Here is a 19,508-nt window from a genome sequence, read left to right on the forward strand (position 1 = left end):
TTATCATTTAAATCAATGCATTAAAAAAATGACGTTGTTTCTGTTAGACTTTTTGGGTTACAACGTGTTGTCTATAAAAGCATCTGTTTTAAATTGTTTACTTGTTAATGATGTAAGGGGAAGGTGATGCATGATTCATTAACCATCGCGCTGTTGCAGGCGCGTGAAGCGGCGATGGGCTATTTCCGCCCGATAGTGAAACGGCATAATCTGACCGAGCAGCAGTGGCGTATCGTCCGCGTGCTGGCCGAGCATCCCTCCATGGATTTTCACGATCTGGCGTTCCGCACCTGCATTTTGCGCCCAAGCCTGACCGGCATTCTGACGCGGATGGAGCGCGACGGTCTGGTGCTGCGCTTAAAGCCGGTGAATGACCAGCGCAAGCTGTACGTATCGCTGACGAAAGAAGGCAACGCGCTGTACCAGCGTGCTCAGGCTCAGGTGGAAGAGGCGTACCAGCAGATTGAGGCGGAATATACCCCGGAGAAGATGAAGCAGCTCACGGCGCTGCTGGAAGAGTTTATTGAACTCGGAAACCGACATATTGCCGCGCGGGACGAAGAGTAAAAACCCTAAAATCCAGGATGATTTTCGTAAAGTTTTCCCTTTCCAGGCCGAAAATTCTGTATCTGTCTGAGGAAAGAGAAAACATGTTAAATCGTATCAAGATTGTCACCAGCTTACTGCTGGTTTTAGCGATATTTGGCCTTTTACAACTCACATCCGGTGGTCTTTTCTTCAATGCCCTGAAGCATGACAAAGAGAATTTCACCATCCTGCAAACCATTCGCCAGCAACAATCCACCCTGAACGGTAGCTGGGTGGCGCTGCTGCAAACCCGTAACACCCTGAACCGTGCGGGTATCCGCTACATGATGGATCAGAACAATATCGGCAGCGGCTCAACCGTCGCCGAGCTGATGCAGATTGCCTCTGCGTCTCTGAAACAGGCGGAAAAAAACTGGGCGGATTACGAAGCACTTCCGCGTGACCCGCGTCAGAGCGACGCTGCGGCACTGGAAATCAAACGTAATTACGATATCTACCACGGCGCGCTGGCCGAGCTGATCCAGCTGCTGGGGGCGGGCAAGATCAATGAGTTCTTCGACCAGCCGACCCAGAGCTATCAGGATGGCTTTGAGAAGCAGTACGTCAGCTATCTGCAACAAAACGACGCGCTCTATCAGACCGCGGTTGAAGACAGCAACAGCTCTTACCGCCAGGCTATCTGGGTGCTGATTAGCGTACTGGCTGCGGTGCTGGTGGTGATTGTTGCCGTCTGGCTGGGTATTCGTCAGGCGCTGATTTCGCCGCTGAACCGTCTGATTGACAGCATTCGTCATATCGCCAGCGGCGACCTGGTGAAGCGCATCGACGTGGAAGGCTCCAACGAGATGGGTGAACTGGCTGACTCCCTGCGCCATATGCAGGGCGAGCTGGTGCGCACCGTGGGTGACGTGCGTAACGGCGCAAACGCCATTTACAGCGGTGCGAGCGAAATCTCGATGGGCAATAACGATCTCTCATCCCGTACCGAGCAGCAGGCTGCCTCTCTGGAAGAGACCGCCGCCAGTATGGAACAGCTGACCGCCACCGTGAAGCAAAACGCCGAGAATGCCCGTCAGGCGAGCAACCTGGCCCTGAGCGCATCCGAAACCGCGCAGAAAGGCGGGAAAGTGGTGGATAACGTGGTGCAGACCATGCGCGACATCGCCGGCAGTTCGCAGAAAATCGCCGATATTATCAGCGTGATCGACGGGATTGCTTTCCAGACCAATATTCTGGCGCTGAACGCGGCGGTAGAAGCGGCACGTGCGGGCGAGCAGGGCCGCGGCTTTGCGGTGGTTGCAGGTGAAGTACGAAACCTGGCGCAGCGCAGCGCCCAGGCGGCTCGCGAGATCAAGAGCCTGATTGAAGACTCCGTGGGGCGCGTGGAGTTGGGTTCAACGCTGGTAGAAAGCGCCGGTGAAACCATGGGTGAGATCGTGAATGCGGTAACGCGCGTGACGGACATCATGGGCGAAATCGCGTCTGCGTCTGATGAGCAGAGCCGCGGTATCGACCAGGTGGGGCTGGCGGTGGCTGAGATGGATCGCGTGACCCAGCAGAACGCCTCGCTGGTGGAAGAGTCTGCGGCGGCCGCGGCGGCACTGGAAGAGCAGGCGAGCCGTCTGACGCAGGCCGTTGCGGTGTTCCGTATTCAGCAGGAACAGATGAAGGCGCGCGAGTTCGCCTCCGCGAAAAACGTTGCCGCACCGGTAGTGGCGCGTAAACCGGCGACCGCAGATGCGGGCGATAACTGGGAAACGTTCTGACGTTGTGCGTTTCGCCGGGTGGCGGCTACGCCTTACCCGGCCTACGGGATGTGCGTTTTGCCGGGTGGCGGCTGCGCCTTACCCGGCCTACGGGATGTGCGTTTCGCCGGGTGGCGGCTACGCCTTACCCGGCCTACGGATTGTGGGTTTTGCCGGGTGGCGGCTACGCCTTACCCGGCCTGCGTATTGTGCAATTTGCCGGGTGGCTTCGCTTTACCCGGCCTGCGGAATTGGGTTTTGTAGGCCCGGTAAGCGCAGCGCCACCGGGCGATTTTACAGAGGCAGGCGCATGGCGCAGCGGGAACCATACGCTAAACCGTGCGCCGTCTCTTCTTCACGTTTCTGGCGCATTTCCGGCGTCAGCGTCGTCATCATTTCAAACCCTAATCGCCTGTAGTAGGGCGCGTTCCACGGGACATCACGAAACGTCGTTAACGTCAGCGAGGTTAGCCCCAGCGTGCGGGCATGCTCTGCGACACGGTTAATCAACCGGCGTCCGAGACCTCGTCCCTGCCAGTCCAGATGAACCGAAAGTTCCACAATAAACAGCGAAGATGGCTGGGCTTCGGCGAGAATAAAGCCCACGGGCCTGTCATCAGCCAGCGCCAGCCAGCTTAATCCGCGTCCGGCGTAACCGAGGTGATCTTCAACGGAAATAACCTCGCTGTCTGCCAGCCAGGCCAGCTCAGGAACGTCGCGAAATCGCTGCCCCGCAGCGCGTTCGATGGCGGGCAGGGCAGCGACGTCGTCGATGCACGTCGGGCGAAGGGTGAACGCCGTCATCAGCCAGCGCTGCTCACAATTTTAATCTCCACCATGCCGATCCCCAGCTTGCGCGGAGCGTGACCGAGAATATTCCCTTCGTTAGTGGACTGCGGCTCGGGCGGCACAATGACCAGCGTATTGCTGCGCGTGGGGTTATCGAAATGCAGCGTGCTGGTGGTGACATCATTGCTCAGCGTCAGCATCTGTTCTTTATCGCCGACGCGCACCGGCACAGGACGGTTTGCGTTGGGACCAAATGCCCTGGCGGTGATCACCAGATCGAATTTCTCCGGCAGCGGATGGGTATACTCAATTTTCACCTCATCACCTAACTGCGCGTTAGACCAGCGCCCCCAGGATTCGGGACGTGAAATACCGCTGAACTGCTTCACCTCTTCAGGCGCGCCAGCAACGTTAAAGATAAAGCTGTCAGCTTTATAACGAATGTCGTTGTCGACGATTTTCAGCAGGTCAACGTTGCGCTGATAGCGTGCGGTATCAATGACCGTATCTTTAAACGCGGTTTTCCCCTGCCACTGTGGTTTATCAACGTGTTGCACGGTCTGCTCGCCACCGAGTTGCCCCTGTGAGACGCACCAGTCGGTGGACAGTGACAGCTCTTGTGACCAGAGCTGGCCCATTTTGTAGCATTTATCGACCCAGACGAAATTATCGCGCGGGGCGAATTCCGCCAGCTGGAAGCGCAGTGGCGCGGAGTATTCGCTTTCCGGCAGCGGCTCGACGCGGTTATCCGACACGCGCAGCAGCAGAGGCAGGCGGAAATGGCTGCCGGAGAACGCGATCATTTTTTTATCCTGATCGATGGTGAAGTCGTTTATCTCTTTCGGGAAGTTCCACAGGCGAATGATATCCGGCTTCCAGGCGAGGATTTTTTCCTTCATGTTGAGGAAGATTTCCGACAGGGACTGGCCCGACAACGTACTGCGGCCCAGGCCAATGAAGTTATCGCCACCCAGAATATCCAGCACGGTAGCGCCGTTATCCATCGAGTTACGTTTAGCGGCAATGATCTCCTGCTGCGGTTTATCGCCGCGCAGCACAAAGAACAGGTTGCTGCGATCCAGCTTATTCAGCTCATCCCAGGCGCTGTTTTTCATCGCCAGATGGTCAGATGAAACGACGATGACCGTATTTTTGAAATACGGCGACGCTTTGATTTTCTCGATTAACGCCGCGATATGTTCCTGGCTACAGGTCACAGCGCTGAACGACTTGTTGTTTTTACCGTCAATGTCGTAGCCCTGACGTTTACAGGTGCGTGAGACGAAACCATCCGGATGATGCGTGTCGACGGTCAACGCAAACAGCGAGAAGCGTTTACCGGCGCGGGAAAGCTCCTCGAATTTCTTCCAGGTTTCATCCAGAACGGTATCGTCGTAAAAGCCCCAGTCGTTGCGGTAGGCCGGATCGGCGACCGTGGTTTTCAGCTCTTCGGAACCATATAAGTGATCGAAACCGTGGGATCTCAGGAACACATCTTTCCCGGCAAAACGCAGGTTAGCGCCCTGCATAAAGTAGTTTTCATAGCCCGAGTTTTTCAGGATATCGCCGAGGCAAATGTTCTGCGGGAAGAAGCTCGACATCGAGGCGGAGGCGTTGCCTTCAAACGGGGCGAACAGGGGAATGCCGCACTGGGAAGCCACCATCCCGGCGATGGTGTAATCCGTGCCAGGCAACTGCATGGTGTGGGTGAAGTCGAGGCCCTGGTTTTTCAGCGCGCCAAGCTCTGGCGTCAGGTTCGGGAAAGCATCGTTGTCAAACCAGGTGCGTTCCAGACTTTCGCCGTAGATATAGACCAGGTTGAGTTTGGGATTGTCGATCTTCTTCGAGGGTTCTTTGTAATAGGCCGCAAAGTCCGGATCGCCATCGCGCGACTGGGATTTTACCAGCTCGGTAATTTGATGGAATGCCGGGCTGGCATCCACGGAGGCCAGCGCCAGGCACAGCGCCAGCAGGCTGTAGCCATGATGATGCGGACGGTGACGGCGACGGCGCAGAACCCAGGCCAGCGCGGCGAAGATGCCCACCAGGGCGACCACCAGCCCCAGACCCGGAAGGATGTACTTACCCACACCTGCGCCGGTCAGACTGTTGGTCAATGTGTAGAGCACCGCGTCGTTAATACCGTCGCCGGTAAAGTAATCGCTGGCATATAACGTAATGTTTAAAACAATAAAAATACCGAGCACCACCAGGGTGGCCACAAACCACCAGGTGTGACGACCGGCTTTCCAGGCATAAACGCCGATGGAAGCCAGGAAAAGGACAAGGGACATTAACTCTGACAACAGCAGATCCTCATCATGCCGGACGCTTAGCCGGCTAATTGCTTATTTTTTGGGTAATACAATGTAATTGCGATGTCGCTTAGCTGCAATTTTAGTGTCACGAAAGTGTGCTGTTGTTAGGATTTGGTTTATAAAATCGGATTTTTGAATACAGTCGCATCGTGGCATACGGAGGCTGAGGTGGTGTCAGGGGGTAAAAAAACGCACTTCACGCCGCGGTATAAGACTAATGTAATAAACGCGGCGTGTTGTGGCAGAAAAAAGGGGGACAATCAGGAGAGGAAATTAACGCCTTGTTTCAGCACCAGATCGCAGGCTTTCGTTTTCACCTGTTTCGCCAGAGATGAATTTCCAAGGGTGCTGAGGTTCAGCTGCTGACCATTTTGCGCGTTCAGCAGGCCCTGAATACCGTCCATATAGTTGGTGTCCGCTTTCTGCGCCTGGGTGTCCAGTCCCAGTTTACCCAACACCTGGTTTTTGATGTTTTCGGTATCGGTGACGGAAGCCAGTTTCTGCTTCGCGCAGTATTCCAGAATACCCGCGGCGTTGTTCATCGTTCCGGCACTCAGGCTTTGGGAGCTGTTGCCCAGCAGGCCGGTGAGGGACGAGGCTGACAGTCCGCCCTGGGACGTGCCGCTCTCTTTGGTTAACTCACTTGCTGCGCTGGAGAGCGACTCCTGCCATGATGCGGCCTGCGCTGCGCCAGTCACCAGCAGGGCGCCAGTAAGGATGCTGATAAGAAATTGTTTTTTCATAATGATTTACTCAACAAGGTCCGTTTTGGGCCAGAAGTGGGTTCAGTATATACCTCTGCTCTTCCGGCGCTCCCTGGAAATATCTTAATACTCTTTGCCGGTGACGCGGCTGCGGTAGCTGTCCCAGTCGAAGATGACGTACAGGCTGTTACCCAGCTTCATGCGATCCATCACCCGCTCGCCAAGAAGTCGGGTCATCTCGTCGATATTGTGGTTCGTCAACATACCGGTTGGGCGTTTTGACGACGAACGGCGATCGACAATCTGGTTGATGATCACTTTTTCGTAGCGGGACTCCGTCTGGACACCGATCTCGTCGATGACCAGCAAATCCACGTTACTTAAATCATTTAGCAACTGTTCTTCGCTGGTTTCGCGATTACTGAAGGTGTCTTTCATGGCGGACATAATATCGGCCACGGTGATAATCAGCACTGACTTCCCGCGCAGCAGCAGCTCGTTGCAGATAGCGGCGGCGAGGTGATTTTTCCCGGTGCCGGGTTTTCCGCTAAAGATGAAGCTGGCGATGTTGCCGTCAAATTCATCCACGTACTGGCGCGCCTGGTTAAGGGCGTTCATCTGCCCCTGAGACTCGACCTTATAATTCTCGAAGGAGCAGTTCTGGTGCAGAGGGCGAATGCCCGAGCGGTTAAAGGTGCGCTGCATTTTCATCGCGCGGTTTTCGCGGGCGAGGGCAGCCGCGCGAATTTTACCCTGCTCTTTTTGCCATGCCAGCAGCTCTTCACCGGTGGTGAAGGCGGGCTTCACGTTGGCAGGCATCATCTTCTGCAAACGTTTCATCAGGTCGCCGACGTTTTTCATTTCGCACCTCGGAATCCATCAGGGATTTTTTTGTCCGGTTCTGAAAAAGCATTGATATCACGTTTTGGCTGGCCGTTGTTGCTGGCGCGGTTGATTTGCAGACTGCGCGCGAATTTTTGCTGCCACTGAACATGGTGGAAGACTTTTCCTTCAGCTTGCCAGTATGCGGTAAAGGCTGCCAGCTCTTCCGGTGTCGCGGGCTGCGAGAGGGCTATTCCCCATAAGGCCGCCTGCCGCTGAAAATCGGCGTCCGGCTGCCAACCGGCGTACATGGGAAATTTCCCCATTGGAACGGCCACCGGAGCGCTGGTGGGTTCGTCAAAAAACTGATTATCCAGCATGACATCGCTCGCCGGGCGCGACAGCTTCGCTTCAATGTCCAGAAGCTGCGCCAGACGTTCCGGCGTGACCGCATAAAACGCCGGGGCGTTGTCGGCAAATACCGCGAGCGTGCCGCCTTCGGCGTGCGTCAACACACCGCGAGGATCGCGCATAAAGGCATCAATGCCAGCAATGCTGGTGGTCAGAATTCTGGAGGACATAACACTTTCTCAACTGATTACTACGGGCGTGATTGAGGGTTATGGTAGCACAGAGAGAGGGGAGGAAAGGAGAGGATTTCCCCGGTGGCGTTACGCTTACCGGGGCTAAAATCACAGGGGCTGGTTACGCGATGATGTTCAGCGTCACGTCGATATTGCCGCGCGTCGCGTTAGAGTACGGACAGACGATGTGCGCCGCATCCACCAGTTTTTTGGCTTCCGCTGCGTCCATCCCTTCAACGTGGATGTTCAGCTTCGCTTCGATACCAAAACCGGTTGGCAGCGGGCCAATCCCCACTTCGCCTTCAATAAAGGCGTCTTTTGGCAGAGCGAATTTATCGCGTGCCGCAACGAACTTCATTGCGCCCAGGAAGCAGGCGGAGTAACCCGCAGCGAACAGCTGTTCAGGGTTGGTTACTTCACCCCCCATGCCGCCCATCTCTTTTGGCACACCCAGTTTGACATCCAGAACGCCATCGGAAGACGTGGCGCGGCCATCACGGCCTCCGGTTGCTTTGGCTTTGGCAGTGTAGACAACTTTTTCTAAAGACATGGCAGGTTCCTCATCTTACGTTTATATGCGCTATTAAATAGCGCGCGATGTTTTGAGTTAAAATTAGACGCGTAAAGTACAGCCTTACGCGCGATGCAGCTGTTGGCGCAAACTTTCGAGCTGTTGCTTGAGCGCCAGCATGGTGTCGGTATCACACTGCGCTGCACAGCCCACGGCGTGGGGTATCGTCACGGCCTGCTGTTGCAGCGCCCGACCCGCGTCGCTCAGGGTGACGGCGACCTGACGCTCATCCTGACGGGAACGCTGGCGGAGGATCAATCCTGCGCTTTCCAGGCGTTTCAGCAGGGGAGTCAGCGTGGCGGAATCCAGGAACAGCCGCTCGCCAATGTCTGACACCGTAATATCATCCTGTTCCCACAGCACCAGCATCACCAGGTATTGCGGGTAGGTCAGATTAAGCGGCGCCAGCAGTTGCCGGTACAGCTTGTTAAGCGCCAGATTTGCCGAATAGAGGGCAAAACAGAGCTGGTTATCCAGCAGAAGCGCGTTGGTGGTGTCGTTCGTTTTTGCGTCCATGAAATGAATATAGATAGTGCGCGATACAATTGCAAGCGATTTTATTATACGCGTGGACGTTTGCGGTAAAGCCATAAGCCGGGGATCGACAGGCCGATGGAGAGCGCACCCACGATCGACGAGGCTTTAAGGAAGTTGCTCAGGAGCAGGATCATCTGGGGTTCGCTGTAGCCAAAATGGCTGATTTTGACGGCGGAGATCATCGCCGTATAGGCTGAAATGCCCGGGAACATAGGAATCACTGCCGCCACGGTGAATACCTTCGGGTGCGCCAGATACCAGCGGGACCACTGAATACCGATGCTGCCAACCAGCATGGAGGCGATAAACGTCGACCATTCAATATTAAAGCCCGCTGTCATCATGATCATACGAGAGCCGTGGCCAATGGCACCCAGCAGCGCACACCAGGGTAATGCACGCTGTGGGACGTTAAACACCATCGCAAAACCAACGGCGGGAAGGGCAGACAAGAGCATGTCCTGTGCCAGTGCGAGCATAAAATCCATCACGCCCATCCGCGTAACCCCCAGAGTGTCATGGCCATTACCACCCCGATACAGGTCGCCAGCGTCAGCAGGCTGGCTATCGCCCAGCGCGCCAGACCGGTGTTGATATGGCCTTTGAACATATCAGCGACGGCATTAATTAAGGGAAAACCCGGCACCAGCAGCAATACGCTGGCGGCCATCGCAACAGTAGGCGTGCTGGCGAAGTAGGGCTGGCGCAAAAGCAGGCCGGATACGGTTGTCGCCACAAATGCCGTGATGCAGAAGTTAATTTGCGGATGTAGCTGTCTGTGCGTCAACAGCTGGCGGACATACATTGCGATGCTGCTGGCAAAGAAGGTCACGACAGCGCCGTCCCAGCCGCCCGCGTTGAGCTTGCAGAAGCAGGCGCAGGACAGTCCCACCATTAGCACAACCAGCCAGCGCGGATACCGGAGGGGTTTGATTTGATTGAAACGTTTTTCTATCTCCCCGAGATCGAGCAGCTTGTGTTCAGCAAGGATCACGATGTGCTGCACTTCCGTCACGACGTGCATGTTAATGCCGCGGTCATGATTTTTACGGGTGGAGGTCAGGCACTGTCCGTCTTTAATGGTGGTCAGCACAATGGCATTTGACGAGATGGAACTCTCAACGCTGTCCATCCCCAGCGCCAGCCCAAGGCGTGTGGAGAGCTCTTCGACGAGGGCGCTTTCTGCGCCGTGCTGTAAGAGAAAAAGCCCGCACTGAATACATAGCCGCGTGGTGGCACGTTGCGTAGACCGATCTGCCTGCATGAAACGCCCTGAAGAGAAGAGAGATTGCTTACTTTTAACACAAAGTGCAGGGCCCTTTGCGCTGGGCCAGATCAACATTTGTGCGATCAGTGGCGCGATGGGGGCGGAGGAAAGACAGCATTGTTATTTATTTAATGAATGTGAAATTAGGATTTATAAAAACAATATATTAAGTATTTCTAATTTCATATTTTCGATCTTTTCACGCAATTTGAATTAAATTTAAATGGTCTTTATGCGATATTAGGCCTGTATTGGGCGTTTCTTAACCCATGTGATATTTGTTCTATTTTGCGAGTATTAACCCGTTTGTACTTCGGAATGCAAACGTGTTTAACCTTGCAGGGTTAGTTCGTTCTTAAATAAAGAATTCATGACAGGGAGGGTCTATGTTGCCATTGAATGGTAAACACGGAGTGGTGATCAGCAGAGTACCGGTTATGCAAAATGGGTTAGGTGGCGTCATGTCGCGTCATTTTCCCGATTTTGAGATAACGTACTGCCGTTCGATGCAGGAGTTGACGTTATTACAATTGCGTCGCGCTGGGGTCGTTATTGCCGATATTTCGGGTGAGTATCGTAATCCACGCGGCACGCTTGAGCAATATTATGGGTTAATGAATCAGTACCGGGATATTCACTGGATATTCCTCGTTTCGCGCCCCCTTTATCCACTTGCAGTAGAGCTTCTTATGCGTCCGGAAAGCACGCTGCTTTCGGATATGGAACCCATTGAAGGCGTAATTAACGCTATTCGCGCGGGGAGTGAACGTGCCGAGCGAATAAGCCAGACGTTATTGATACCGGAAAATCCTGATATTGAAGAGGAGAGTGAGCAAATGATTGCGCTTACCCACTCTGAACGCAAGGTGTTGCGTTTGTTAGGTAAAGGTTGGGGAATCAACCAAATAGCCACGCTACTTAATAAAAGTAATAAAACGATCAGTGCACAGAAAAACAGTGCAATGCGTCGCTTATCACTTCGCAGTAATGCCGATATGTACGCGTGGATAAGCAGTACCCAGGGAATGCGAGAACTCAGTTTAATGTCGGCTTATGGAGAGTTTGAGGAATGGAAAAGACCACTGCAACAAAACATATCGCCGTCATCGAAAGCTGCTCAATGAGCGCTATGGGGCTGAAGCATCTTTTTGCGATGCCCGCCCTAAGCCATTACCAGGTGCACCTGTTTGCCAGATTTGACAGCTTCAAAGCGGCGCTCTCGGAAATCTCATTCTTTGCCGTAATTTATTCATTGTCCGATGAGCGTGAGGAGCGGCGAAACTGTCTGGCCTGTTTGCGGGATCTCACCTTCACCCACAGCGACGTCAAGCGTATCGTGCTGGCCTCTGATGAAATGGAGGCGAGACTGGTCAGCCATCTTTCGCCTTCTCGCTTACATGGAATTATCAGTAAATCGGTTCCGCTGAAGCAGTTAATGGAGGGGCTGGAGACATTACTCAGCGAAACGCATCACGTGAACGACAACGTGTACAATCACTGGTGTGTGAGCCAGCATCGTATGCTAAGCCCAACTGAAAGGGCGATTCTGCGATATATGTCATCGGGTTTTTCGATCCCTGAAATTGCGGCACAGCTTGAACGCAATATCAAAACCATCCGGGCGCATAAGTTTAACGCAATGGTAAAACTGGGCGTCAATTCTGATGTGGGATTACTGGATGCGGCAGATATCCTGGCGCATCTCCCGGTCAGGGAAATACGCCGTTCCGCTCTCACCGTTCCTTCTTTCTCGTAGTGTTAAGTGATGCGCCAGAATTTTTTTCTGGCGCAACGTTCAAATACAGACATCAACCCATTTCGCTGCGGTCAGTTCCGCCATTCTGTCGGGCGATATACGCACCGCACTGTGGATGGCGCCCGCTGCGGGTAACACTTCGGCGTACTGTTTTAAAGTGATGTCACAGTAAACAGAGAGCGGATTTTCCAGTCCAAAAGGGCAGACGCCGCCAACAGGATGACCCGTCAGGGTTACTACCTCATCGCAGCTGAGCATGCGGGCTTTTGCGCCGAATGTCTCTTTGAGCTTTTTGTTATCCAGACGCGCATCGCCTTTTGCAACCACCAGAATCACATCATTTTTAATTTTCAGTGACAGCGTTTTGGCAATTTGGCCGGGTTCAACGTTGTGCGCGGCAGCAGCAAGGGCAACAGTCGCTGTGCTTTGGTTAAGCTCGATGATTTCTATATCCGGAGCGTGTTCGGCGAAAAACTGCTGTACAGACTGCAAACTCATTGATTCCTCCTGACAAATATCTTCCGTAATCTGTCATAAGAATTTAGTCGCTGTAAATATCCCTTAAGTAACAAATATCCGTCAGGGGCGATTTCTGGATCGCCTTCACATTCACAGAAACCGGTTACAGTAACCGGTTGCAGAGCGTGATGCAGAGATTAATACTGAGTGTGTAACTTCCCCTGTATCGAATAATAAGAGCTAATTATGAAACCATTCCGTTTGAGCAGTACCGCAGGTACACGATCCGGCAAGGTTGTGACGCTGATGTATGGAACAACGTGTGACGTGAGAACGTCCGAAACGAACGTCTGACAGGAGATCTGCTATGTCTGCCAACCATGCTGCATTTAATCTGATTTTCCGCTTCGTTGAAAATTATGTCAGCCCTATTGCCGGGCGCATCTCTTCCCAGCGTCACGTTATGGCGATTCGTGACGGGTTCATCTCGGCAATGCCGTTTATGATTGTCGGGTCGTTTTTATTAGTGTTCGCTTACCCACCTTTTTCGCCAGATACCACCTGGGGCTTTGCTCGCGCCTGGCTGGATATGGCGAAGCAGTTTGAAGGTCAAATTCTGACGCCGTTTGATATGACGATGGGGGTGATGTCCCTCTATATCTGTGCGGCTATCGCCTACAACCTGGGCAAACATTACGTTAAAACCCATCAGTTGGATCCGTTCATGTGCGCGATGCTGTCGCTGATGGCGTTCCTGCTGGTCGCCGCGCCTAAAACCAAAGGCGCCTTACCGGTTGATAGCCTTGGAGGCACCGGGATTTTCACCGCGATCCTGGTGGCGATTTACTGCGTTGAGATGATGCGTTTCCTGAAAGCACACAATATCGGGATCCGCCTGCCAGACCAGGTTCCGCCGATGATCAAAAACTCGTTTGACCTGCTGATCCCGGTGCTGGTGGTGGTGCTGACGCTTTATCCGCTGAGTCTGTTGATCCAGTCGCAGTTCGGTATGCTGATCCCACAGGCCATCATGTCGATATTCAAACCGCTGGTCTCTGCGGCGGACTCGCTGCCAGCGATCCTGCTGGCGGTGCTGATTGGCCACCTGCTGTGGTTTGCCGGGATCCACGGCGCAGCGATTGTCTCGGGTATGCTGCAAATGTTCTGGCTGACGAACCTGGGGGCGAACCAGACCGCGCTGGCGGCGAGCCTGCCTTTACCACACATCTTTATGGAAGCCTTCTGGACGTTCTTTATTGTGATCGGTGGGTCAGGAGCGACGATGGGGCTGGTGTTCTGTTACCTGCGTAGCCGCTCCGCGCACCTGCGCTCCATTGGACGTCTGAGCGTGGTGCCAAGCATTTTCAATATCAATGAACCGGTGATTTTTGGTACGCCGATTGTGATGAACCCGGTGTTCTTTATTCCTTTCCTGCTGGCGCCGATGGTCAATGCCGTGCTGGCATGGGCAGCGATGAAGTTTGATCTGATTGGCCGCGTGATTTCCGTTGTGCCGTGGACGGCACCGGCTCCGGTTGGTGCCGCCTGGGCGCTGGGCTGGGATTTCCGTGCAGCCATTCTGGTGCTGGTTTTGGCCTGCGTTTCCGCCATTATCTATTTCCCGTTCTTCAAGGTGTACGAGAAACAGTTGCTTCAGCAGGAAGCGGAAGAAGCACAGCGTAATGGGGAAGAGGAAAATCAGCAGGTAGCCTAGATAAAAGCAAAACGGCAACGCAGGTTGCCGTTTTTAGTGTTTGTTCCCTCTCTCTGCGGGTTTCAGGCAGGGCCAGACTACTTAAGCGTGCAATCGCCGCACTGCTGGACATCCGGCAGACGGTAGCGCTGACAGCAGGTACGACGCACCAGAAGTCCCTCACGCGGAACCACGGTGCGGTAAAGAGGGTTATCCCGCCCATCCGACAGCTGTCTGGCAAAGAAACAGCTCTGACGCAGCGCATCCACTTTCTCGTCGCCGAGCAGCGGCTTCATCTCCGTTAAATACCAGTGGATAAGATACCCGGTATTACTCCAGATCAGTTTGCCGTTGATCTCCCCCGTCGCTTCCAGCGCATCAATGACCGGAACCAGCGCTCTTGTAATCAACCGTTCCATACGCGCCTGCGCTGACAGGTGACTCGCGCTCGGATCTTCGTGTACATCAATCCAGAAACAGGCGGCGCGTCCGGTCTCATGGAATTCGACGTGGAAATGTTCCGACGAGAGATCGAGCATCGTTTCCTGGGTCAACAGGGCCAGCATGACAGGCGGCACCATCAGCCCGATATACCATTGTGCCCAGAGGGAAAGCAGCGGTTTATTTTCCCGCGCCAGCGTCGGTTGGTTACGATAAATATGGTCGGAATAGGTTGCCAGCAGTGACCGCAGCTCGGCAGGTCGTTGCCACTGAGTCAGCGTCAGAGCATGATGCGGCGGTGCTTCATCCAGTTTGATGAAATCCAGCAGATGGGCGCGTGTTACGGCGATTTTTTCCCGAATGGCATCCGCAAGCGTCGTTTCTCCGGCGGAGAGTGGAGCTCGCCAGAGTAGTGGCTCAACGATGTGTGCGGTACGAGTCGCCATAGTGTGGATTACAAATCTAAATGATAATGATTGCCAATCCTAACTATAGATAAAACCGAGCGCAAGCGTTTTATCCTGGCGCTGTGAAGGCGGTTTCAGGCGATATGAAGCTCGTCGCTCAGCAGAATGCTGTTGCGTCCCATATGCTTGGCTTCATAGAGGGCTTTATCGGCTTTCGCCAGTGCGCCATCAACGTCTTCACCTTCGAACATGGCTATGCCAATGCTGATGGTCACGTTAGTGGCGACGCTTTCGTTAAACATGTGGGGGATTTTGAGATCGTAAACCTTCTGACGTATGCGTTCAGCTGTCTGGCGCGCTTGCTCCAGTGGGATGTTACTTAAAAGCACCATAAATTCTTCCCCGCCAAACCGGGCGACAACATCGCGTGAGCGCACGGCGTCGCGGATCGCAGCCGAGACCCTGATCAAGGCCTGATCGCCCATCATATGGCCGTAATGATCGTTGTAGGCTTTGAAATGGTCGATATCCATCAGCAGCACAAAGTGCTCGCCAGCGTCAGGCCTGGGGAGGTTCTCAAGCCGGCTTTGCAGCCCGCGACGGTTATATAGGCCGGTGAGCGGGTCCATCATGCTGAGATCGGTCAGGGTTTCACGCTCTTCGAGCAGTTCGGAAAGCAGCTCCTGGGCGAAACGGTCATTACGCCGCTGAAGAACATGATGGATACCAATGGCGACCACCGGCAGCGCGAAAAAATAGGCCATTCTCAACCAGTTTTCGGACGGGCTAAGCCACAGGCAGGATATAAAAGCGGGAAATGAATGTAACGTAAAGGCTTTAATATTACTGGCGAAAGCCAGAGACCCTATAAAAAGCACTGTTAATAGCGCCATCATTAAATAGGTTGCGTGATCGTGCGTTATTAACAGAAATTTTGAGACGATCTGCCATGCCCATAAAAACCCAAAAATAGCTGAAACAGCAGGGATATTTATTTTTCGCGTGCTATTTTTCCAGTGCCAGATAAGTAAGCCAGTGCTGGCAGTCAATACGGCAAACAGGGGGACTGATAACACACGAACGGAATAGAGAGGGTTTGTTACCGAGAACAATGCTGATGCAGCGTTCAGAAATAAAAATAAACGTAAAGAAAGCTGATATTTCTTGTTGACTAAGGACAGCCAGGATTGTGATGTCATATGCGTGCGTTTTTATTAAAACTCAATTAAAACAATGAGCAAGGTGTTGTTATGTATTATTGGTCGCTACAAAATTGAATTTTTATTATCAGAAAAACGTTATCGGAAGTTAACAGGTGGGCAATTTATCACCTTACACATTCTCTGTCATTATGGGAAAGCAATTGCTGGCGCAATTTCTTACGTCGCATGCTGACAAGTGATAATTACTATCATATGATACTGGTTATCATTATCAGTGCGAGAGGTGAAACCATGTTGAGCAAAGCGCTGGGAAGTGGGTGGGGAATATTGCTGCCTGGTTCCATTATCGGTGGGCTGATGTTTGCCGATCTTCCCATTGATGTCTGGAAAGCAATGATTGTTTCGGGCTTGCTGGTGACATCCGCGATGATCTGGCACAAACAGTTACGGCATTACGTGCTGTTGCCATCATGCGTTGCACTAATCAGTGGACTGCTGGTGATTCTGATGAGTTTGAAATAAAAGGGAAAAACAAGAGGTACTGCTGAAGGGATGTAAGATAATTGGTGCGAGGGGGGGGACTTGAACCCCCACGTCCGTAAGGACACTAACACCTGAAGCTAGCGCGTCTACCAATTCCGCCACCTTCGCACAGTCATCTTACTGGTTTGATATCGCCTCGTTGGTGCGAGGGGGGGGACTCGAACCCCCACATCCTAAGGACACTAACACCTGAAGCTAGCGCGTCTACCAATTCCGCCACCTTCGCCCAGTGCGAGCAATATCAACGTGATTTATGGTGCGAGGGGGGGGACTTGAACCCCCACGTCCGTAAGGACACTAACACCTGAAGCTAGCGCGTCTACCAATTCCGCCACCTTCGCATACCATCGACACTGTAAAAGTATCGTAACCACGGAGGCGCATTCTAGATGTTTTCAGCTTTACGTCAACAGAAAATTGCGCACGTTGTTTTGATTGCTGCAAAAATGGGCGATGGCAGCGTCAGCCATCGCCGGGCAGGGGAATTACTTTTTCGCCTGGCGCGTCATCACGGTGCGATACACCTTAAAGCGGCCTGTCTGGGCGATCACTTCGTGGAAGCCGAAGGTTTCATCCAGCACTTTCGGATACGCCAGGAAGGCATTCGCCACAATACGTAGCTCACCGCCGCTGTTAAGGTGACGGGTTGCGCCACGGATCAGCGTTTGCGCCGCTTCAAGGCTGGTTTCCATCCCGTCGTGGAACGGCGGGTTAGAGATGATCATGTCAAAGCGACCGGTCACGTCGGAGAAGACGTTGCTGGCGATCACTTCGCCTTCAATGCCGTTCGCAGCAAGCGTGGCGCGGCTGGCTTCTACCGCCGGGGCGCTCACGTCACACAGGGTTAAACGCACTTTTGGTGAGTGGCTGGCGAGAACCGTTGACAGCACGCCCGCGCCACAGCCGACATCCAGCACCTTGCCCTTGGTGTGCGGCGTCAGGGTGGACAGCAGCAGCTTGCTGCCCGTATCAAGCGCGTCACGGCTAAACACACCCGGCAGGGTTTTAATGGTCAGGCCGTCAAGCTGGTACTCGTCCCAGAAGGTGTTGGCATCAAAAGTGGTCTGTTTTTCCAGACGGCCATGATACAGGCCGCAGCGTCGGGCGCTGTCGATTTTCGTCAACGGCGCGTAGCCTTCGAGCATCTGCTCTGCGCTTCGCACCCCGCTGCGGTTCTCACCGACGACAAAAATATCGCAGCCGACCGGCAGCAGAGAAAGCAGGTTCATCAGCTGGAACTGGGCTTCCGGTTTGTTCTTCGGCCAGTAGTAAATGAGCGTATCGCAGTCAGCAATATCGCTCTGCTCCGCCACCAGGCTAAAGCGTGCGCGCTCGCCCATCTGGCGGCTCAGCACCTGCCAGTGGTGGTAGTATTGGGTGTGGGCACGGCTTTCAGCACAGTCGAAACGTGCGGGCAGGTCATCCTGCATATCTCCGGCAAACAGAATACGGCTTTCTTCGAAATCATCACTGTGACGCAGCAAGACTTCACTTGCCGGGGTAAATGCAGACATGAATTGTTCCTCAATAAACTCAGGCGGGGATTATAGTAGGTAGATGGCGCAGTTTCGACACATTTGCTATATTTGCGCGCCTGAGAGACAGGAGTTTTCGCTATGACATCCCGACGAGACTGGCAGTTGCAGCAGCTGGGCATCACCCAGTGGGCTTTGCGTCGCCCGACGGCGTTGCGGGGCGAAATAGCCATCTCCATCCCTGCGCATGTCCGCCTGGTGATGGTGGCAGAAGCGCCGCCTGCCCTGAACGAACCCCTGATTGAGGATGTCCTTCGCACCCTGAAGGTGACAAACGATCAGGTATTACAGCTGGCGCCCGAAAGCGTCGCGATGCTTCCCCCTGACAGCCGCTGTAACAGCTGGCGAATCGGGGCGGTGGATGAGCTACCTCTTGAAGGAAGCCAGATCAGCTCGCCAGCGCTGGACGAACTGAAAGCCAACCCAAAAGCGCGTAGCGCGCTATGGCAACAAATTTGCGAATATGAACACGATTTCTTCCCTCACGACGGCTGACCTGGCCACCGCGTTCGCGATTGAAACACGCGCCCATGCCTTTCCGTGGAGCGAAAAGACGTTTGCCAGCAATCAGGGCGAACGCTATTTAAATCTCCGCCTGGACGTTGACGGTGCGATGGCCGCGTTCGCCATCACGCAGGTCGTTCTGGACGAGGCGACGCTGTTTAATATCGCGGTCGATCCCGCTTACCAGCGCCGCGGGCTGGGCAGGGATCTGCTTGAGCACCTCATTCGTGAGCTGGAAACCCGTGACGTTTTCACCCTGTGGCTGGAGGTGCGCGCGTCCAATGTCGCCGCCATCGCGCTCTATGAAAGCTTAGGCTTCAACGAGGCGACTATCCGCCGTAACTACTACCCCACCGCAGAGGGACGTGAAGACGCCATTATCATGGCTCTGCCGATTGGATAACGAAAATAAGGTTGTAACGATGAAATGGGACTGGATTTTCTTTGATGCCGACGAAACGCTGTTTACGTTTGACTCGTTCGGCGGCCTACAGCGGATGTTTCTCGACTATAGCGTGACGTTCACCGCTGAAGATTTTCAGGACTATCAGGCGGTGAACAAGCCGCTGTGGGTGGATTACCAGAACGGAGCCATCACCGCGTTACAGCTTCAGCATCAGCGTTTTGACGTCTGGGCTGAACGCTTAAACATCAGTCCTGGGGTGCTGAACGAGGCCTTCCTGAATGCAATGGCAGATATCTGCGCGCCGTTGCCCGGCGCCGTTTCTCTGCTGGATTCGCTGAAAGGGAAGGTGAAGCTTGGGATCATCACCAACGGCTTTACCGCGCTTCAGCAGATCCGCCTTGAACGCACTGGCTTGCGCGATCATTTCGACGCGCTGGTGATCTCCGAAGAGGTAGGCGTGCCGAAGCCGGATCCGCGTATTTTCGATTATGCGCTGGCGCAAGCGGGCAATCCTGACCGCGATCGCGTGCTGATGGTGGGGGATACGGCAGAATCTGATATTCTGGGAGGTATGAGATCGGGCCTGTCGACCGTCTGGCTGAATGCGCATGGCCGCACGCTGCCGGAAGGCATCGAGCCGACCTGGACCGTTACGTCATTGAACGAACTGGAGCAGCTCCTGTGTAAACAATGATTGCCTGCCCCCTGTTGATGG

The 19,508-nt window shown here is 53.9% G+C and carries 22 protein-coding genes and 3 tRNA genes; 9 read left to right on the top strand and 16 right to left on the bottom strand.

Annotation, left to right across the window (positions count from 1 at the left end; translation table 11 throughout):
* The first annotated feature begins 126 nt into the window (after nt 1–126).
* Nucleotides 127–567 carry a homoprotocatechuate degradation operon regulator HpaR gene (gene hpaR, locus ACQG2Q_RS02965; RefSeq protein WP_006810239.1) on the top strand — a complete coding sequence of 147 codons (441 nt, stop codon included), beginning with the start codon at nt 127–129 and terminating at the stop codon, nt 565–567.
* A gap of 83 nt (nt 568–650) precedes the next feature.
* The gene (tsr, locus tag ACQG2Q_RS02970; protein ID WP_063849730.1) at nt 651–2,315 is read left to right on the top strand and encodes a methyl-accepting chemotaxis protein; all 1,665 of its coding nucleotides are present in this window, start codon (nt 651–653) and stop codon (nt 2,313–2,315) included.
* A gap of 273 nt (nt 2,316–2,588) precedes the next feature.
* Here the strand turns inward: tsr and ACQG2Q_RS02975 are convergent, their stop codons facing one another.
* The 9 genes from ACQG2Q_RS02975 to ACQG2Q_RS03015 all read right to left on the bottom strand — a co-directional run bounded on the left by ACQG2Q_RS02975 (nt 2,589) and on the right by ACQG2Q_RS03015 (nt 9,883).
* Nucleotides 2,589–3,098 (bottom strand): GNAT family N-acetyltransferase, encoded by a 510-nt coding sequence (locus tag ACQG2Q_RS02975; RefSeq protein WP_063849731.1) that lies wholly within the window; start codon nt 3,096–3,098, stop codon nt 2,589–2,591.
* The gene (gene opgB, locus ACQG2Q_RS02980; protein WP_063849732.1) at nt 3,098–5,389 is read right to left on the bottom strand and encodes a phosphatidylglycerol--membrane-oligosaccharide glycerophosphotransferase; all 2,292 of its coding nucleotides are present in this window, start codon (nt 5,387–5,389) and stop codon (nt 3,098–3,100) included. Before opgB ends, ACQG2Q_RS02975 begins: the two co-directional genes overlap by 1 nt.
* Before the next feature lie 272 nt (nt 5,390–5,661).
* A complete protein-coding gene (locus ACQG2Q_RS02985) occupies nt 5,662–6,144 on the bottom strand; it encodes a DUF2501 domain-containing protein (protein WP_063849733.1) in 483 nt (160 codons plus the stop codon).
* An 84-nt stretch (nt 6,145–6,228) separates the two neighbouring features.
* Entirely contained in the window at nt 6,229–6,966 is a 738-nt protein-coding gene (dnaC, locus tag ACQG2Q_RS02990) for a DNA replication protein DnaC (protein ID WP_003856580.1), read from the bottom strand.
* On the bottom strand, nt 6,963–7,508 hold the full coding sequence (dnaT, locus tag ACQG2Q_RS02995) for a primosomal protein DnaT (RefSeq protein ID WP_063849734.1): 546 nt from the start codon (nt 7,506–7,508) through the stop codon (nt 6,963–6,965). Before dnaT ends, dnaC begins: the two co-directional genes overlap by 4 nt.
* A gap of 124 nt (nt 7,509–7,632) precedes the next feature.
* A complete protein-coding gene (locus ACQG2Q_RS03000; protein WP_003856578.1) occupies nt 7,633–8,061 on the bottom strand; it encodes an organic hydroperoxide resistance protein in 429 nt (142 codons plus the stop codon).
* 84 nt (nt 8,062–8,145) lie between these two features.
* Entirely contained in the window at nt 8,146–8,598 is a 453-nt protein-coding gene (locus ACQG2Q_RS03005) for a MarR family winged helix-turn-helix transcriptional regulator (RefSeq protein WP_022646966.1), read from the bottom strand.
* 44 nt (nt 8,599–8,642) lie between these two features.
* A complete protein-coding gene (locus tag ACQG2Q_RS03010) occupies nt 8,643–9,116 on the bottom strand; it encodes a threonine/serine exporter (protein WP_032621429.1) in 474 nt (157 codons plus the stop codon).
* Nucleotides 9,107–9,883, bottom strand: coding sequence for a threonine/serine ThrE exporter family protein (locus ACQG2Q_RS03015; protein WP_063849735.1), 777 nt, complete (start codon nt 9,881–9,883; stop codon nt 9,107–9,109). Before ACQG2Q_RS03015 ends, ACQG2Q_RS03010 begins: the two co-directional genes overlap by 10 nt.
* Nucleotides 9,884–10,272: 389 nt before the next feature.
* Here ACQG2Q_RS03015 and ACQG2Q_RS03020 point away from each other — a divergent pair, with 389 nt between their 5' ends.
* Together ACQG2Q_RS03020 and bglJ are read left to right on the top strand one after the other, a co-directional pair.
* Complete coding sequence (locus ACQG2Q_RS03020; protein WP_022646969.1) at nt 10,273–11,010, top strand: helix-turn-helix transcriptional regulator; 738 nt, start codon at nt 10,273–10,275, stop codon at nt 11,008–11,010.
* Nucleotides 11,007–11,642 (top strand): DNA-binding transcriptional activator BglJ, encoded by a 636-nt coding sequence (bglJ, locus tag ACQG2Q_RS03025; RefSeq protein ID WP_063849736.1) that lies wholly within the window; start codon nt 11,007–11,009, stop codon nt 11,640–11,642. The genes ACQG2Q_RS03020 and bglJ overlap by 4 nt, the downstream gene beginning before the upstream one ends.
* Nucleotides 11,643–11,681: 39 nt before the next feature.
* Here bglJ and ACQG2Q_RS03030 read toward each other — a convergent pair whose 3' ends face one another.
* A complete protein-coding gene (locus ACQG2Q_RS03030; protein WP_022646971.1) occupies nt 11,682–12,140 on the bottom strand; it encodes a YbaK/EbsC family protein in 459 nt (152 codons plus the stop codon).
* 328 nt (nt 12,141–12,468) lie between these two features.
* Between ACQG2Q_RS03030 and ACQG2Q_RS03035 the strand changes: the two genes are divergently transcribed.
* The gene (locus ACQG2Q_RS03035; protein WP_006810218.1) at nt 12,469–13,815 is read left to right on the top strand and encodes a PTS cellobiose transporter subunit IIC; all 1,347 of its coding nucleotides are present in this window, start codon (nt 12,469–12,471) and stop codon (nt 13,813–13,815) included.
* A gap of 77 nt (nt 13,816–13,892) precedes the next feature.
* Here ACQG2Q_RS03035 and fhuF read toward each other — a convergent pair whose 3' ends face one another.
* Complete coding sequence (gene fhuF / locus ACQG2Q_RS03040; protein WP_022646974.1) at nt 13,893–14,681, bottom strand: siderophore-iron reductase FhuF; 789 nt, start codon at nt 14,679–14,681, stop codon at nt 13,893–13,895.
* A 95-nt stretch (nt 14,682–14,776) separates the two neighbouring features.
* Nucleotides 14,777–15,841 (bottom strand): GGDEF domain-containing protein, encoded by a 1,065-nt coding sequence (locus ACQG2Q_RS03045; protein WP_023305406.1) that lies wholly within the window; start codon nt 15,839–15,841, stop codon nt 14,777–14,779.
* Between the two features lie 216 nt (nt 15,842–16,057).
* On the opposite strand from ACQG2Q_RS03045, the gene ACQG2Q_RS03050 reads away from it, so the two are divergent.
* Nucleotides 16,058–16,327: a DUF1435 domain-containing protein gene (locus ACQG2Q_RS03050; protein ID WP_026080652.1), complete on the top strand. Its 270-nt coding sequence runs from the start codon at nt 16,058–16,060 to the stop codon at nt 16,325–16,327.
* A 42-nt stretch (nt 16,328–16,369) separates the two neighbouring features.
* Here the strand turns inward: ACQG2Q_RS03050 and ACQG2Q_RS03055 are convergent.
* The 4 genes from ACQG2Q_RS03055 to rsmC form a co-directional block, all read right to left on the bottom strand.
* Nucleotides 16,370–16,456: transfer RNA gene (locus ACQG2Q_RS03055), tRNA-Leu, on the bottom strand.
* 32 nt (nt 16,457–16,488) lie between these two features.
* Nucleotides 16,489–16,574, bottom strand: a tRNA-Leu gene (locus tag ACQG2Q_RS03060).
* Nucleotides 16,575–16,602: 28 nt separating this feature from the next.
* Nucleotides 16,603–16,689, bottom strand: a tRNA-Leu gene (locus ACQG2Q_RS03065).
* Nucleotides 16,690–16,833: 144 nt separating this feature from the next.
* Nucleotides 16,834–17,862: a 16S rRNA (guanine(1207)-N(2))-methyltransferase RsmC gene (gene rsmC / locus ACQG2Q_RS03070; protein ID WP_032625390.1), complete on the bottom strand. Its 1,029-nt coding sequence runs from the start codon at nt 17,860–17,862 to the stop codon at nt 16,834–16,836.
* Nucleotides 17,863–17,964: 102 nt separating this feature from the next.
* Between rsmC and ACQG2Q_RS03075 the strand changes: the two genes are divergently transcribed.
* The 3 genes from ACQG2Q_RS03075 to yjjG are packed head-to-tail and all read left to right on the top strand — an operon-like array spanning nt 17,965 to nt 19,487.
* Complete coding sequence (locus tag ACQG2Q_RS03075; protein ID WP_022646978.1) at nt 17,965–18,378, top strand: DNA polymerase III subunit psi; 414 nt, start codon at nt 17,965–17,967, stop codon at nt 18,376–18,378.
* The gene (rimI, locus tag ACQG2Q_RS03080; RefSeq protein ID WP_022646979.1) at nt 18,347–18,790 is read left to right on the top strand and encodes a ribosomal protein S18-alanine N-acetyltransferase; all 444 of its coding nucleotides are present in this window, start codon (nt 18,347–18,349) and stop codon (nt 18,788–18,790) included. Before ACQG2Q_RS03075 ends, rimI begins: the two co-directional genes overlap by 32 nt.
* Before the next feature lie 19 nt (nt 18,791–18,809).
* Nucleotides 18,810–19,487, top strand: a complete 678-nt coding sequence (gene yjjG, locus ACQG2Q_RS03085; protein ID WP_022646980.1) for a pyrimidine 5'-nucleotidase — start codon at nt 18,810–18,812, stop codon at nt 19,485–19,487.
* Nucleotides 19,488–19,508: the final 21 nt, after the last annotated feature.

The organism is Enterobacter cloacae complex sp. 370H10 (assembly GCF_050031535.1).
GTDB lineage: Bacteria > Pseudomonadota > Gammaproteobacteria > Enterobacterales > Enterobacteriaceae > Enterobacter > Enterobacter intestinihominis.